The 15,598-nt window shown below is 48.9% G+C and carries 12 protein-coding genes and 2 pseudogenes; 3 read left to right on the top strand and 11 right to left on the bottom strand.

Translation table 11 applies throughout. From position 1 onward, the window contains the following. Nucleotides 1-29: 29 nt before the first annotated feature. The gene (locus AACT52_RS27660) at nucleotides 30-6,812 is read left to right on the top strand and encodes a PAS domain S-box protein (protein ID WP_073634055.1); all 6,783 of its coding nucleotides are present in this window, start codon (nucleotides 30-32) and stop codon (nucleotides 6,810-6,812) included. Then, nucleotides 6,809-7,186: a response regulator gene (locus AACT52_RS27655; protein WP_073634054.1), complete on the top strand. Its 378-nt coding sequence runs from the start codon at nucleotides 6,809-6,811 to the stop codon at nucleotides 7,184-7,186. The genes AACT52_RS27660 and AACT52_RS27655 overlap by 4 nt, the downstream gene beginning before the upstream one ends. A gap of 110 nt (nucleotides 7,187-7,296) precedes the next feature. Here AACT52_RS27655 and AACT52_RS27650 read toward each other — a convergent pair whose 3' ends face one another. The 7 genes and pseudogenes from AACT52_RS27650 to AACT52_RS27620 all read right to left on the bottom strand — a co-directional run bounded on the left by AACT52_RS27650 (nucleotide 7,297) and on the right by AACT52_RS27620 (nucleotide 12,597). Then, nucleotides 7,297-8,673, bottom strand: a complete 1,377-nt coding sequence (locus AACT52_RS27650) for a dihydrolipoyl dehydrogenase family protein (RefSeq protein WP_073634053.1) — start codon at nucleotides 8,671-8,673, stop codon at nucleotides 7,297-7,299. A gap of 11 nt (nucleotides 8,674-8,684) precedes the next feature. After that, a pseudogene (locus AACT52_RS27645) lies at nucleotides 8,685-8,910 on the bottom strand (GMC oxidoreductase); the annotation flags it as partial. Nucleotides 8,911-9,390: 480 nt separating this feature from the next. After that, a complete protein-coding gene (locus AACT52_RS27640) occupies nucleotides 9,391-10,773 on the bottom strand; it encodes an epoxide hydrolase family protein (protein ID WP_083630570.1) in 1,383 nt (460 codons plus the stop codon). Nucleotides 10,774-10,826: 53 nt separating this feature from the next. After that, nucleotides 10,827-11,366, bottom strand: coding sequence for an alpha/beta fold hydrolase (locus tag AACT52_RS27635; protein ID WP_198940999.1), 540 nt, complete (start codon nucleotides 11,364-11,366; stop codon nucleotides 10,827-10,829). A gap of 88 nt (nucleotides 11,367-11,454) precedes the next feature. Next, nucleotides 11,455-11,610: pseudogene (locus AACT52_RS27630) on the bottom strand (zinc ribbon domain-containing protein); the annotation flags it as partial. A 13-nt stretch (nucleotides 11,611-11,623) separates the two neighbouring features. After that, on the bottom strand, nucleotides 11,624-12,019 hold the full coding sequence (locus AACT52_RS27625) for an RNA-guided endonuclease InsQ/TnpB family protein (protein WP_073634052.1): 396 nt from the start codon (nucleotides 12,017-12,019) through the stop codon (nucleotides 11,624-11,626). A 53-nt stretch (nucleotides 12,020-12,072) separates the two neighbouring features. Beyond that, entirely contained in the window at nucleotides 12,073-12,597 is a 525-nt protein-coding gene (locus AACT52_RS27620; RefSeq protein ID WP_233154085.1) for a helix-turn-helix domain-containing protein, read from the bottom strand. Between the two features lie 34 nt (nucleotides 12,598-12,631). Here AACT52_RS27620 and AACT52_RS27615 point away from each other — a divergent pair, with 34 nt between their 5' ends. Continuing rightward, on the top strand, nucleotides 12,632-12,799 hold the full coding sequence (locus AACT52_RS27615) for a CopG family transcriptional regulator (protein ID WP_143172891.1): 168 nt from the start codon (nucleotides 12,632-12,634) through the stop codon (nucleotides 12,797-12,799). A gap of 11 nt (nucleotides 12,800-12,810) precedes the next feature. Here the strand turns inward: AACT52_RS27615 and AACT52_RS27610 are convergent, their stop codons facing one another. The 4 genes from AACT52_RS27610 to AACT52_RS27595 form a co-directional block, all read right to left on the bottom strand. Next, nucleotides 12,811-13,407 carry a redoxin domain-containing protein gene (locus tag AACT52_RS27610; RefSeq protein ID WP_083630568.1) on the bottom strand — a complete coding sequence of 199 codons (597 nt, stop codon included), beginning with the start codon at nucleotides 13,405-13,407 and terminating at the stop codon, nucleotides 12,811-12,813. A gap of 180 nt (nucleotides 13,408-13,587) precedes the next feature. Further along, nucleotides 13,588-14,334: a glucose 1-dehydrogenase gene (locus tag AACT52_RS27605; RefSeq protein ID WP_073634051.1), complete on the bottom strand. Its 747-nt coding sequence runs from the start codon at nucleotides 14,332-14,334 to the stop codon at nucleotides 13,588-13,590. Between the two features lie 112 nt (nucleotides 14,335-14,446). Continuing rightward, nucleotides 14,447-14,914, bottom strand: a complete 468-nt coding sequence (locus tag AACT52_RS27600) for a VOC family protein (protein WP_073634050.1) — start codon at nucleotides 14,912-14,914, stop codon at nucleotides 14,447-14,449. A 408-nt stretch (nucleotides 14,915-15,322) separates the two neighbouring features. Beyond that, a partial coding sequence (locus AACT52_RS27595; protein WP_233154084.1) for a hypothetical protein occupies nucleotides 15,323-15,598 on the bottom strand: 276 nt, incomplete at its 5' end.

Raw genomic sequence — 15,598 nt, 5'->3', positions numbered from 1 at the left:
CAACTATCAGATCCACCTAACTTAAGTTAATGATTACCATCCGAGGCTACCAGCTGCTTGCCCAAATCTACGAAAGTGCTAATTCCTTGGTGTATCGAGCTATCCGAGAGGAAGGTAATCAACCCGTTATTCTCAAAGTTCTGAAAGAGGACTATCCTACACCCTCTGAACTGATTCGATATAAGCAGGAATATGAAATCACTCGCAATTTGAATGTAGATGGTGCGATTAAGGCTTATGGCTTAGAACCAGTAGAGAGAACTCTAGTTATCATCCTTGAGGATTTTGGCGCAACATCCTTAAATCTATTGATGAATGCCCCTGTAGGAGCAAAACATACCTTTCCCCTACCAGAATTTCTCAAGCTAGCCATCAAAACGGCTGAGATTTTGGGCAGCATTCACAGTCACCATGTCATCCATAAAGACATTAACCCCTCCAATATCGTCCTCAACCCAGAAACTGGACAACTCAAAATTATTGACTTTGGCATTTCCACTCTCATCACCCGCTCTAATCCGACTCTGAAAAATCCCAATGTTTTAGAAGGCACTTTAGCGTACATATCGCCGGAACAGACGGGACGAATGAACCGAAGTCTTGATTACCGCACCGACTTTTATTCTCTCGGTGTGACCTTCTACGAACTGCTAACGGGAAAACTACCGTTTGAAACGAATGATGCCCTGGAGTTAGTACATTGTCATATCGCCCAACACCCCATTCCACCGCATCAGCTAGGGGGGAAGGGCGGTACAGCCATTCCCAAGGCAGTTTCAGATATTGTGATGAAATTGATGGGGAAAACGGCAGAAGAACGATACCAAAGTGCTTGGGGACTAAAAGCTGATTTAGAAGAATGCCTTCACCAGTTACAGACGACTGGCAACATTGAACCGTTTCCCCTCGGTTCTACTGATATTTCCGACAAGTTTCAAATCCCCCAAAAACTCTATGGACGTGAAGCGGAAGTTGAAACTTTACTCAGAGCATTTGAGCGAGTTGCCCTGAGTAGTGAAATGATGCTCGTTGCAGGGTATTCCGGTGTCGGAAAATCAGCCTTAGTACAGGAGATTTATAAACCCATTACTGAAAAACGCGGTTATTTCCTAACTGGTAAATTTGACCAGTTTAAGCGAAATATTCCTTACTCAGCCATTGTGAGCGCGTTCGCCGGATTGGTACAGCAACTGTTAACTGAAACTGAAGCACAGCTTGAGCAATGGCGAGAAAAACTTCGATGTGCTTTGGGTTCTAATGGTCAGGTGATTATTGATGTACTTCCGGAAGTGGAACTGATTGTCGGCAAACAGCCGTCTGTGCCTGAGTTAGGCGCTGCTGAGTCGCAAAATCGCTTTAATCTCGTTTTCCAAAACTTCATCCGGACATTTTGTATAAAAGAGCATCCCTTAGTCATCTTTTTGGATGATTTGCAGTGGGCAGACTCCGCCAGTCTCAAGTTGATAGACCTGATGATGACGGATGCGGATACACGATATCTGTTTCTGATTGGAGCGTATCGAGATAATGAAGTCAACTCCACTCATCCATTGATGATGACTGTTGATAGGTTGCGTCATGTCGGAGCAACTGTCAATTTTATTACCTTAGCTCCTTTACAAGGTGAGTCTATCAGCCAGTTAATAGCTGATACACTGCATAGTGATACGGCATCCGTCAGACCCTTGGCATCCCTTATACTGCGTAAAACTGACGGTAATCCTTTCTTTGTTAATCAATTTTTGAAAACACTACACGCCGACAATCTGCTTACCTTTGATTTTGAACGCAATGCTTGGCAATGGAACTTAGCTCAAATTCAGGCAACGAATATCACTGACAATGTGGTGGAGTTGATGATTGCTCAGTTAAAAAAATTGCCAGAATCGACACAGCAGGTTTTGCGTTTAGCGGCTTGTGTTGGTGCAGAATTTGACTTAAAAACCCTTTCTATCATTTGTGAAAAATCAAAAAGTGAACTTTTTTCTGACTTAATGACGGCAGTTCAATCAGGGTTAATCCTATCTACATCTGAGTTAGATGAAAACCTATTCATTCAAAATTATAAATTTCTGCATGACCGGGTACAACAAGCGGCTTATGCCTTGATGGATGATGGACAAAAAACAATTCTTCACTTACAAATCGGTCGCCTGCTGTTACAAAATACCTCAGCCGATGCCTTGTCAGATGAATTATTTGAAATTGTCGATCATTTCAATCTTGGGGTTGAATTAGTAACTGATCAACAGGAGCGAAATGAAATAGCCAAACTCAATTTGATGGCGGGTCAGAAAGCCAAAGCAGCAACGGCTTATGGCGCAGCAGTTGAGTATTTGAATGTCGGGCTAAAACTTTTGAGTGCAGATAGTTGGCACAGCGAGTATGACCTTACCTTAGCTTTGTACGAAGAAGCAGCAGAGGCGGCGTACCTCAACGGGGATTTTATCACGATGGAGCGATTGGCTTTAGTTGTGTTTAACAATGCCAAAACAGTGCTGCACAAAGTCAAAGTTTATGATGTCAAAATTCAAGCATCTGTGTCACAGGGCAACCTGAAAGAAGCAGTTAAGATTGGACTGCAAGTGCTGAATCTGTTAGGGGTGATATTACCAGAAGAACCGAGCCAGTTAGATATTCAAAGAGGAATGGAGGAAACAGCTTCACTTTTGGCTGGGCAGGAAATCGAAGAATTAATCAACCTACCAAAGATGACCGAACCCGAAAAGCTAGCAGCGATGCTTGTCCTATCGAGTATAGCATCGGCTTCGTTTATAGCGGTTCCTAATCTTTTCTTACTGATTGCATTATCAAAAATTAATTTATCTATCAAATATGGCAATACAGAATTGTCACCATTTGCTTATGGTCAATACACAGTAGTTCTGTGTGGAATACTCCAAGATATTGAGTCAGCTTATAAATTTGGCAAACTCTCTTTAAAGTTGGGAGAACGGTTAAATGCTCAGAAAGTAAAAGCTAAAATATGCTTGGGATTTGGTGCCCACTCAATGCACTGGAAAGAGCATTTCAAGGAAACAATATCAGTTTTGATTGAGGGCTATCAAAGCGGAGTTGAAATCGGCGACTTTGAATATGCTGGCTATTGCGCCTGTTATGTATGTGAACATTTATACTTTCTCGGTCACGAACTTACTCAGCTAGAACAACAGATAGCAACTTATAGTAAAGCGATCGCTCGAATCAAGCAGGAAGCATCTTTTAATTGGACGGCAATCTTTCGACAAACAGTCCTCAACTTGTTGGCTCAAACTGAAAATCCCATCCAGTTATTGGGTGATGCCTACAACGAGGAGCAAAGCCTGCCACTTGCTATTAAAGCCAATAACAGAATAGAACTTTTATTTTTTTACTTAAATAAACTCATATTGTGTTATCTATTTGGTGACACTCGGCAAGCCGTCCATAATGCAGTACTCGCTAAACAGTATCTAGAAGGATTAGCTACAATGCTAGTTACTGGTTTACTGCATTTTTATGATTCCTTAGCACATTTGAGCGCATTTGTCGAGGCTTCAAACTCCGAAAAAGAAACTTGGCTCAATCGGGTTCATGCAAATCAAGAGAAAATGCAGAAATGGGCATATCATGCACCCATGAATTATCTGCATAAATTTTATCTAGTCGAGGCAGAGAAAGCACGAGTCTTGGGTCAATTTTTTGAAGCCGAGGAGTTTTACGAACAAGCGATTCAAGGAGCAAGGGAAAACGAATATATCCAGGAAGAAGCTTTAGCTTATGAGTTAGCTGCCAAGTTTTATTTAGCGCGTGGTAGGTTGAAGTTTGCCCAAACTTATATGCAAGAGGCTCATTACACCTACACTTGTTGGGGAGCAACAGCAAAGGTTAAGGATTTAGAACAACGGTATCCCCAATTTTTTGCCAAAACAGCTTCGAGCGAGGGCATCAAGCCTTACAGTAATGCAATTTTAAGCACTGGCTCGAAAACATCTACTGAACTCGATTTGAGCAGCGTTCTCAAAGCCTCACAAACCCTGTCGGGTGAAATTGTGCTCAGTACCCTGTTAGAAAAGATGATGAAAATTGTCCCGGAAAATGCAGGGGCACAGAAAGGTTATCTGATTTTGCGATCGCAGCTTGAGCCAGGGAATAACAATGGGCAATGGGTGATTTCGGCATCAGGAATTGATAATAATGAATTCAAGATTTTACCATCCATCCCCGTTGAAACAGTTGGTGGCAGCAGTGATACCCCAATGGTGTGTGATGCGATCGTCAATTACGTTATCCGTACCCAAGAAAGCGTTGTTTTGAATGATGCTTCTGGTGAAGGCAATTTCATTCATACTCCTTACATTGTTAAACAGCAACCGAAATCAATTTTGTGTGCCCCCCTGCGAAATCAAGGCAAACTGGTAGGTATTTTGTACCTGGAAAATAATCTGACAACTGGGGCTTTTACGCCAGATAGATTGGAAGTCTTGAAACTGTTATCGACCCAGGCAGCAATTTCGATTGAAAATGCCAAGCTTTATGCCGAAGTGCGTGAAAATGAGAGGAGGCTGACTCAATTTCTAGAGGCAATACCCATAGGCATCGGAGTGCTGGATGCTCAGGGTAGATCCTGCTATGCCAATCGAATGGCTGTGGAGTTACTAGGTCAAGGAGTCGCGCCGTCAGCTACAGGCGAACAATTGGGAGAAGTTTATCAACTTTATGTCGCGGGAACATCTCGGCAATACCCAAGTGATCAACTACCAATCCTGCGAGCCTTGAGCGGCGAGCAGGCGATCGCGGATGATATAGAAATCCACCAACCGGATAGGATTATTCCCGTCGAAAGTCGAGGAACACCCGTCTTTGATGAAAAGGGTTACCTTGCCTATGCGATTACTACAATTCAAGATATCACAGAACGCAAACAAGCTCAGCAGATTTTAACTGACTACAATCGTACTTTAGAAAAGCAAGTTGTTCAAAGGACAGCCGCTTTACAAGAGAGTGAAGCGACTTTAAAAGCGGCTCAACGAGTTGCCCATGTCGGAAGCTGGGAATTTGATGTCATGACACAGAAAATTACCTGGTCGGAAGAACAATTTCGCATTTTTGGTCTTGATCCAACTCAAAGCGAACTAACCTACGAACAATACATCCAGCAGATTCATCCGGATGACCGAGCATTAGTGCAACAGAGTTACGCGCAAATGATGGGGACTGGGAGAGGCGAGGAATTGGATTTTCGGATTGTACGCCCTAATGGTGAAGTTCGGCACGTTTCTCGAAGATGCGAGGCTGTCGTGAACGAGCAAGGGCAGGTGATTAAATTCTTCGGAACGATACTTGATATTACGGACCGCAAACGGGCAGCATTAGAACTGCAACAGCAAAAAGACCTGCGCGAGACGATTTACAACGAATCTGCCGATGCTCTGTTTCTGGTCGATCCTGAAACATTGCTGATCTGTGACTGCAATCATCGAGCAGTAGAACTGTTTGAAGCGGATAGTAAAGCCGAACTGATTGGCATCAGAGGGCATATACTTCAGGTTCGTCCATTTACCTCGGACGAACTGGGCGAAATCACTGCGGAAATTGACCAAAAAGGCTTCTGGAGTCGGGAAATGGAATACGTAACCCGAAAAGGAAATTTCTTTTGGGGCAACCTGGCTGCTAAGGGCGTTTCGATTGCTAATCAAGTCATCCATCTAGTGCGGGTAACAAATATTACCCATATCAAACAAGCTGAGTTAGCTCTGCGTGAAAGTGAAGAGCGGTTTCGCCATGCGTTTCATGATGCCCCCATTGGCATGGCGCTGCTGGGATTGGATGATCACTGGCTCTCTATCAATCCGATGCTAGGTGAAATGCTTGGCTACTCCGAATCAGAGACTCTAATGCTGAACGCATCTAAGCTAATTCACCCGGAAGATGTTAATCAGCTTCAGGACTGCATCGAGCAAGTCCTGACTAACGAGAATCGCAATGCTCAAGTCGAGTTGCGCTACTTGTGCAATCGAGGACGCATCGCTTGGGGACTAACGAGCATCTCGCTGGTACGAGATTCCCAGAACGAACCTTTGTACTACGTCGCCCAGATCCAAGATATCACCGAACAGCACGCTATTGAGCAGATGAAAAATGAATTCATTTCCATCGTGAGCCATGAACTTCGCACCCCGCTCACAGCTATCCAAGGATTTTTAGGGCTGCTTAATACTGGTATCTACGACAACAAACCCGAAAAAGCCAAGCGGATGATTCAGCAAGCTTTAACGAACAGCGATCGCCTGGTGCGTTTGGTAAATGATATCCTTGACTTGGAGCGCTTGTCTTCGGGGCGAGTGCAGCTTGTGAAGGAAGTGTGTCAGGCAGAAGATTTAATGCAACGAGCAGTTGAAGGGGTACAGTCAATCGCTATTGCAGCCACCGTTACGCTATCGATCACTCCCACCACAGCTCGCGTGTGGGCTTCCCCCGACTCGATCATCCAAACCCTGACCAATTTGTTGAGCAACGCCATCAAGTTTTCTCCCCCGAACTCGGTTATTATCTTGTCTGCCCAATCACAGACCGACTCAGTTCTGTTTCAAGTCAAAGACCAAGGCAGAGGCATTCCCGCCGACAAACTAGAAAAGATTTTTGAACGCTTCCAGCAGGTTGATGTCTCTGATGCTCGCGCCAAGGGAGGAACTGGTTTAGGCTTGGCGATTTGTCAAAGTATTGTCCAACAGCACGATGGTAATATTTGGGTAGAGAGTACGTTCGGTGAAGGTAGCACGTTTTATTTCACCTTGCCAATACCACCAGCAGGAATGATTAGAGAATCATGACCAAACGCATCCTTGTGATTGATGATGAAGAATCGCTGCGAGAACTTGCCTGCACCTGCTTGGAGGATTTGGGAGGGTGGGAGGCGATCGCCGCCCAATCCGGTTATGAAGGACTCCACAAAGCCCAGGAGTATGCTCTTGATGTGATTCTCCTCGACGTATCGATGCCTGACATGGATGGCTTGGAATTCTATGAGCAACTCAGAGCCAACCCAACAACTCAAATGATTCCGGTGATTTTGCTAACAGCCAAAGTATTACCAAACGAGCGCAGCCGCTTTGCTCAATTAGATATAGCCGGAATTATTACAAAACCCTTCGATCCAACGCTGATTTGCGAACAAATAGCCCAAATGCTAGGTTGGACTGAGTAATGTTAGTGAAAAGCGACCCCTTGCGGGTACAAAGGAGCGATCGCGATTCGGGGCACTGCGCTTTGCGCGATCGCCCATATTCGAGTTAGTAGTTGTTGGTTGCTCCTTTCTTACATATTGGGACAGGTTGGCATATCATCTCCAACGAGTAGCCTTGCGAGACTGGGCAATGCCTCACCGTAAGTTGGGTGAATGTGAACCGATTGTTCGAGTACCTGCCACGTTGCTTTAGCTTCCATAAGTGACAAAAAGACATGCACGAGTTCAGCCGTTTCGTACCCAACCAGCGTTGCTCCTAAAATCAAATTTGTGTGGGTGTCGATGACCATGCGGTAGAAACCCAGATCGTGCCCCCACTCAATGCTACGGGCGATGTGAGCCATCGGCAGGGTGACTTCGCGGACAGTAATGCCCTGTTTCTGAGCCTGCTCTAGCGTCATCCCTACCCGACCCACTTGCGGCTCTGTGTAGACGGCATAGCCTAACACCCGATCATTGCGTGTTCGGTGTTCGCCACACAGAATGGCTTTCAAGCGACGATAGTCTTCCCAAGAAACATGGGTAAAAGCAGGCTGCTTGGCAGCGTCTCCGATCGCATAAATCCCAGGGCAAGTCGTTTGAAACTGATCATCAATTTTAATAAACCCTTGTGCATCCAATTCAACGCCTGTCACCGCAGAATTTAATGCCTGAGTATTCGGTTTGCGCCCAGTCGCAATCAGCAATGCTTCTCCATCAAGTACTTCGCCATTGTTCAGCGTTAGGGTAAACACACCGTTGGTATAAGCAACCTGCTGAACAGTCACATTGAAATGCAGTCCAATTCCGTCTTGCCCAAAGGCATCAGCAAGCACAGCACTGACATCGGATTCTTCTTGAGCCAGCAGGCGATCGCCCCGCACAATTAATTCGGTCTGACTCCCTAAACGCGCCATTCCCTGCCCTAACTCTAGGGCAATATAGCCACCGCCGACCACGAGCAACCGGGGCGGAATCTGCTGCAAATCAAAGAAATTTCGGTTGGTGAGATAAGGCGTTCCAGCTAAACCGGGAAAGTCAGGAATGGTGGAGGATGTCCCTGTATTGATGACGATGATCGCAGCCTGCACCGTTACACCGCCTCCGCTTACAGTTCGCTCTCCGGTGAAAGCAGCTTCAGCGCAGACGACTCTAACCCCTGCACTCTCTAAGCGCCGCTTGGTACCCTGGTTAAACTGGCTGCGAATACTACGCACACGCTCCATCACTGCAGAAAAATCGACTTCGACCTGCGCGTGTATGCCTAGCTTTGCGGCTTGTCGAGCGCGACCTGCGGCATGAGCAGCGGCTAAAAAGGCTTTAGAAGGCGTACAACCATAGTTGATACAACTGCCGCCTAACGCATCGCGCTCAAATAGAACGACGTTTCGACCTGCTTTGGCAAAGTCAGCCGCGAGTGGAACTCCGCCCTGACCGCTTCCAATCACAATTACATCTGCTGTTTCCATTGTTACCTCTGTTAATAGCTGGTCATCACAGTTTGTCGAGTACGACTGGCTTTAATTAAATTGGCTGCCTTCTCGCCAATCATGATGGTCGGTGCGTTCGTATTGCCTGTCGTCAGCGTTGGCATGATGGAGGCATCGACGACCCGCAAGACCTCAATTCCATGTACTCGCAGTTCAGAGTTTACCACTGCCATTGGATCAGTGCCCCGGAATGCAAGTACCCACCGGATGGGACAGCCCTCTCTCTCGCTCCTCTTGACGGACGACGTGCGGCTGCTCCAGCCCGAACGCGTCGGCAAGGCGCACAACGAACTCGCCCATCGCGCGCGGAAACATGAGCGCGTCGCGGCGCTCGGAGTGTCGGAAGCCCGGGAGGTCGATCGCCACGAGGTGCGCGTACTCGGCAAGCCGCGACCACGCTGGCTCGAACGCATACAGGCTCTCCGGCCACGGACTGAGGAGGAGGGCATGCACACCTCGCCCTGGGTTCTCACTCTCGGCGTAGCGGATGGATAGCCCGTCAACGGTGCGGAATTGCGGTTGGATAGACGTGTGCAACGAGACGGTCATGGGTTCGTTCTTCCTGAGCACACTGCCATCAGATGCCTACCCGCTGTTTGGTTGCGTAACTTCTGATTGAGTCATGGTGTCCTCCCTTTGAGTAGTTTTGGATTTGAGTAGTTTTGGATTTTTTGGGTTTGTGCGTGGTTGAGCCAACTAGCGCAGCGATCGAAACGCGGCACGAATCTCCTCAGAGAAGAGCTGCGGCTGTTCCCACGCCGCGAAGTGGCCGCCCTTATCGGCCTCGTGGAAGTAGATTAGGTTGCGATAGGCGCGCCGGGCCCACGTCTGTGGAACTCGATATTCCTCCTCCGGAAATACCGTGATGGCCACCGGGAGCGAGACAAGGGCAGTCTTCTGCGCAGTCGCGTTCAAAATGCTGGTGCTGCCGTTCTCCCAGTACAGCCGAGCTGACGAGACCGCGCTGTTCGTCAGCCAGTACAGCGTGATGTCGTCCAGCACCTCGTCTTTCGTCGGGGACTTTTCGGAATCGCTGCTGCTGCTTGTCCACTGCGCGAAACCTGGATGCCCGAGCATCCACGCCGCGAGTCCGGTCGGCGAATCCGTCAGTCCGTATCCGACCGTCTGCGGCCGCGTGCCCATCACCACGGCGTAAGCCCGTTCCTTCTTATTGAACGTGTCGAGTGAGTCGAACGCCGCACGTTCCTTCTTGGAGAGCCCCGCCGGCGCGGATCCGCCACTGGCGAGCACCGCGGCCACGTCGGGCGGAATCGTCGCCGGCAAGTTGATGTGGATGGCGAGTAATCCTGCCGGTGCCTGGCGCGCCATTGCGCTGGAGATGGGGGACCCCCAGTCGCCGCCCTGGGCGACGTAGCGGGTGTACCCAAGGCGCTTCATCAGCTCGGCCCAGGCGCGGGCGATGTGGTCAGGATTCCAGCCGGTGCCCGTCGGCTTGCCGGAGAAGCCGTAGCCGGGCATCGACGGGATGACCAGGTCGAAGGCGTCCTCCGGGCGCCCCCCGTACGCCGTCGGGTCGGTCACCGGGCCGATGATCTTTAGCTGTTCAAATACCGATCCGGGCCATCCGTGCGTGATGATCAACGGCAAAGCGTTAGGATTTTTGGAGCGGACGTGGATAAAGTGAATGTCCAGGCCGTCGATGGTCGTTACGAACTGCGGTAAGGCATTCAGCTTCGCCTCGGCTTTCCGCCAGTCGTACTCCGTTCCCCAGTAACGGACGAGCTCCTTCATTGTCGCCAGTTGCACGCCCTGCGACTGGTCAGCAACCGTCTCCTTGTCAGACCACCGGGTCGCTGCAATCCGCCTGCGGAGATCGACGAGCGCCGCTTGCGGGACATGGACGTGAAAGGGACGGATGGCGCTGTCTTCGGTCGCGATCGCCTTGGCCGCGACCTGGGTTTGTGCGTCGGTCTGGGGGGATTGCTGCGCAAGCAGGTGAGTGGGCAGTACCAGAAACACCGTTGCTGCCAAGAGCGCGACGAGGAGTCGCCAGAGCAGGACGAAGGCATCTGCGGTGCGGGCTTTAGTTTTGTAATGTACTTTTTTCAGTTTGGTCATGGTGTTTTTTCCTTGCTGCAAATCATCCCTTCCACGACTCAAGCTAAACACGATCAATAACCGTCAACTTCGACGACTGCTTTGGCAAACTCCTGCGGCGCTTCCTGAGGCAGGTTGTGCCCGATACCGCCTTTGATAGTGCGGTGCGCGTAGAGGATTGCCTTCTCGATCTTGAGCGCATCCATTAGAGCGATGATATCGAGCGCGCTCGCTGATGGCTGAGCATTCCGAAATGTTTCACTTGAAAGAAACCTCGTCGTGCCATAGCTGCGCAGATACGGGATAATTACTCGGTAACCCTTGGATGCCAACAGCGGGGCGACATTGACATAGCTGTAAATGTCGTAGGGCCATCCATGCAGAAGGATTACCGGACGGCCATTCGCGGAACCGGCCTCGGCGTATCCGATACTCAGCAGGCCGGCATCGATTTGCTTTAGTGGAGCAAATGATTTGTTCGTCCGTTCCATTTTTACTAACATTTGAAGAGCAAAAACTTCCTGTTTCAACCGAGACTGTCGGTGAGCCAGCGCTGCAGGAGGGTTTCCCGACAGCAGGCGACTGGCGAACCCGGAGGGCAGCACCTCGTCCACAAGCAGACACGACGGAACTCGCCGCGTATTTCGATATGTTGATTGCCGCGTTCAAATCGCGGTCAATTTCAAAATCACATGAATGACAGTGGTAGACTCGCTCCCTTAGACTAAGCGAATCTTTTACATTGCCACAGCAAGAACAGGTTTTACTGCTAGGTGCAAATCGGTCAATAACAACCAGTTTGCTACCGTATAGTTGACACTTGTATTCCAACTGACGGCGAAACTCGTAAAATCCCATGTCTCCTATTGCTTTAGCCAAACAGCGACCCTTCCATCATCCCAGACACGTTCAAGTCTTCAATCCCTATTACCGCGTGGTTTTTGCTTAAATAAGTGGTGACTTTATGAAGAACGTCTTTACGAATGTTGGCAACCTGTCTATGTGCTTTAGCTACCAGCAACACTGCTTTATTCCAATTAGCAGAACCTTTGACCTTACGACTGAGATTGCGTTGTAGCCGTTTTAATCTACGTTCTGCTTGACGATACGATTTAGCACCGTCGAACACAACACCTGTGGATAGTGTTGCTAGCGCTTTAATACCTAGATCGACACCGACAATATCGCAAACTTTTGGTGTTTGTTCAATAGGAACATCAATTTTAAACGAGATAAACCACCTGTCTGCTTGGCGGCTAATTGTCACCGCCGCCGGCTTTACACCCTGTGGTGAGACAGCCCTGCAGGAGGAGCCAGCACCTACGGCGGGTTTCCCGCCGTAGGTGACTGGCGTTGGTTTCCCTCGGTAGGGGACTGCGTTCGCCCAAGCCGCGTGCCGCAGGCATACCCGAAGGGTAATCTCTCAAAGGTTTTCAACCATCCGATCACCGGAACCTTAATCCGCTTGTGGTCAACATGAATTGAACCATCAAGAGTAAAAGAGTCGTTTCTCCCTTTCTTTTTGAACTTTGGAAAGCCTTTGACTTTCTTAAAAAAAAATTTAAATGCATCGCTCAAATGCCGTAATGCATATTGAGGGGAGCATTTACTAACTTCGTAGTACCAAGGGTTTTCCGGCTTAATTGAAGCCACCAACCACTTGTGTAAGTCAATCGAGGAAGGAAACTTAATTTTGTCATCAGGGTTGGCACGGTTATGTGCTAACACCTGCTGACATAAGGCAAGACCCTGATTCCAAGCATGACGCGCTACACCAGCGTGTTTAGCCAGGATCAATCGTTGCACTTTGTTAATTTTGAGTTCTGTCTTAAATCCTAGTAGCATAGTTAGATTGTACAGCATTTAACGTACAATTACTATGAGTAAACGATTAGACATTCGACTTCCTGACGAGTACCACGAAATTCTTGAACAGTATTGCAAGCAAACAGGAGCAACAAAGACTGGAGCAATAAAAATGCTACTTCTCGTACTTAAAGATGACCAATTGTTAGCAATTGTAAGGAAATCAATCACTGTTGATTAGCCCTGCCTTTTCTAATCCTGTTCACCGAGCGTTTGGGCGTAGGTTTTGCCATACGGGTAGAAGAGTTCCTTGCGGCCTTCCTGCCACGCCGCTTTCAGGTCGGGCGTTGTAATGTCCCAGTCCGGTCGGCATTTCCTGAGAACGGCGCGTAGGTCCTGGCGGAGATCTTCCAGAGTGGGCCGCCCGAAGAACCAGTAGCCCATGTAGATTTTATAAATGACCAGCCCCGGTTCCAGGACAATCGTGTAGGGGATCATGGGATTGTGGAGCGGGTCGGTGTATTCGGCAATGTCGAGGTCTTTTTGAATTTTGCGTCCCGCGTCGGAGAGGAAGGGCCAGTGGGCCCCAACACCACTGCGATATTCATTGGTCTCGGTGATGTTGTCGGTGCTGATGGTGACCAGGCGGCAATAGCCGACCTCGATCTCACGGTGGAGTTGCACTAGTCCCTCAGCCTGCCGGCGATCCTTGGGGCAGTACCCGCCGCGACTGAGGACGAGAATCATCGGATGTTGTCCTTGCAGCTCAGAGAGCTTGCGGCGCTTGGTGGTGTGGTCAGGCAGTTCGTAGTCGCTTAAGACTGCTCCTGGAACAATGTCAGAACGCATTTGAGAACTCCTTAGGTTTTGTTAGGGGCAAACAGGCGTTTGCCCGTATGTAAGATTCGATGCATGTCGAAAAGAATGGTTTATCCGTGCACTTGTGAATGTGGAAGGGACACTTCTGATGGATCAATCCGCATGCTCTGGTGACGGTGTGCCATCTTGCTCCACTCCAGCATTGGCTCCTCAAAGCTGAGTCCGTCCGCCATCAACTGCCAGTTCCACTCCTGTAATGTAGGAGGCGTCGTCCGATGCCAGAAAAGCCACAGCCTTGGCAACTTCCTCTACCGTGCCAAACCGCTTCATCGGCATCTGTTGTAGGAGACTGTTTCCGAGTTCTTGAACCGTTTCTTCCGGCAAACCCAGCTTTCCGAATAGCGGCGACTCAATCACGCCGGGACTAACCGCATTGACCCGGATGTTGCGCGGCAGTAACTCCGTTGCCAGTGTGCGTGTGAGCGATCGCAGAGCCGCTTTGGTCGCAGACACCGCTGATGTTCCGGCAATGCCTACCTCCACAAACCAGGATGTGGTGAACACAATGGCTCCACCGTCTTTCAATAGCGGCAGCGCTTTCTGCACAGTGAAGTAATTGCCGCGAAAATTGGTATTGAACAGTTCGTCCACCACCTCTTCAGTTGTACTCTCCACCGACCCCAGCTTGCCGATGCCAGCATTAGCGAAGAGTATATCAATGTGTCCATGCTTCTCGCGCACCTGTTTGAACAGTTCGTCCAGTTCAGCAGACTTGGTCACATCCGCTGAGACCACGATCGCATCTGAGCCTAACACCTTCGCCGCTTGAGAAAGCGTGTCGGGAGTCCTGCCGGTCACCACGACCTTAGCTCCTTGGCGGATAAACTCTTGAGCAGTTGCCAGACCAATGCCGCTGGTACCGCCAGTGATCAGGGCTGTTTTACCTTCCAGTTTCATGACAATCTCCTTTAGAAATACTAGAAATACTGTGTGAATGTTGCAGGTCAAGTTATGGTCGAAGCCGTCTGGTGTGTTGACTTTAGGTGTTGACGGGTGTGTGAATATCCTGTTACCGTCCGGGCTTCCGCACCCTGATCTCCTGAAGCACCCACCCGTTGCCGTCTGGATCGCTGAACGAGGCGTAAGAGGCATAGTCGCGCCGTTCCGGATCGGGACCCGCTACCCGTCCTTCAGTTCCGGCGTGGGGGAAGATCCCTCCGATGTCGTGGAACACCTCACTCACCTCGACACCGCGATCGACCAGCTCAGCACGGGCTGCCTCAATGTCATAAACGACCAGGTACAGACCTTGAACTGAACCCGGCGCGGCTGATGTAATTCCTTTACCGAAGATGATTGAGGCTTCCGATCCGGGAGGAGTCAACTGCACCACTCGGAAGTCCTCACTGGTAACGAAGTCGGCATCCAGCCGCCACCCCAACGTTTTATAGAAGTCCTTGGACTGATCGACATCGGAAACGGGCAATACCACAACTTCGAGTTTCATGTTTTGACTGGTTACTTGATTGCTATTCATCTTGTTCTCCTTGTAGATGGGTGAAGCTCAATGCCCACCTCGATTAACTTCATTCTTCTGCGATCGCCCAATTTAGACCACTCAAGTTATTTGAGTTAAAACGCGACTTAATTGTTCGGATTGGAGGAACGCCCAACACTAGTGAGCCACAAGCAATTAAACCTGGTATACTTTAACCAAAATGGAATCATTTGCCTTTTATCTGTGTTGCTGAAACTCCCGTGGAAAAATCCTGTACAAAACGAACAAACCTTCTCAAAAAGCGCGGGGTTCTTGGGAACAGTCTCAATAATGCCCTCGAAAACCCGCGATGCTGAGAACCTCGACGAAAAATCGTCGTTCTCAAACCTAATAAATAAAAGGTTTGTTCGTTTTGTATAGATAAATGCGTCCCCCGTGAGTCCTTGATTAAAGAAACGCCCGATATATTAACAGTGAACAGCTACCTACGCAGTTATCAGTTAAATACGAGTGGTCGCGCGTCCCCCACCAATTGGACCAGAGAGCGTTGGTGGCGGTGAGCGCATCCCGCAAAGCGACCGCCGTCAGGACTGATAAGTGATAACTGATAACTGATAAGTGATAACTGATAACTGATAACTGATAACTGATAACTGATAACTGATAAGTGATAACTGATAACTGATTTAAGAAAAGCGCTCTGTCGTTTGCACCATCGGCTAA

It is taken from the genome of Scytonema sp. HK-05, assembly GCF_963872035.1.
Lineage (GTDB): Bacteria > Cyanobacteriota > Cyanobacteriia > Cyanobacteriales > Nostocaceae > Kalymmatonema.
Note: the sequence above shows the minus strand (reverse complement) of the source record. Positions and strands in the feature narration are given on the sequence as shown.

Coding starts and splice junctions, on each gene's coding strand:
- AACT52_RS27660 (WP_073634055.1), top strand. CDS start 30: ATGATTACCATCCGAGGCTACCAGCTGCTTGCCCAAATCTACGAAAGT.
- AACT52_RS27655 (WP_073634054.1), top strand. CDS start 6,809: ATGACCAAACGCATCCTTGTGATTGATGATGAAGAATCGCTGCGAGAA.
- AACT52_RS27650 (WP_073634053.1), bottom strand. CDS start 8,673: ATGGAAACAGCAGATGTAATTGTGATTGGAAGCGGTCAGGGCGGAGTT.
- AACT52_RS27640 (WP_083630570.1), bottom strand. CDS start 10,773: ATGACCAAACTGAAAAAAGTACATTACAAAACTAAAGCCCGCACCGCA.
- AACT52_RS27620 (WP_233154085.1), bottom strand. CDS start 12,597: ATGCTACTAGGATTTAAGACAGAACTCAAAATTAACAAAGTGCAACGA.
- AACT52_RS27615 (WP_143172891.1), top strand. CDS start 12,632: ATGAGTAAACGATTAGACATTCGACTTCCTGACGAGTACCACGAAATT.
- AACT52_RS27610 (WP_083630568.1), bottom strand. CDS start 13,407: ATGCGTTCTGACATTGTTCCAGGAGCAGTCTTAAGCGACTACGAACTG.
- AACT52_RS27605 (WP_073634051.1), bottom strand. CDS start 14,334: ATGAAACTGGAAGGTAAAACAGCCCTGATCACTGGCGGTACCAGCGGC.
- AACT52_RS27600 (WP_073634050.1), bottom strand. CDS start 14,914: ATGAATAGCAATCAAGTAACCAGTCAAAACATGAAACTCGAAGTTGTG.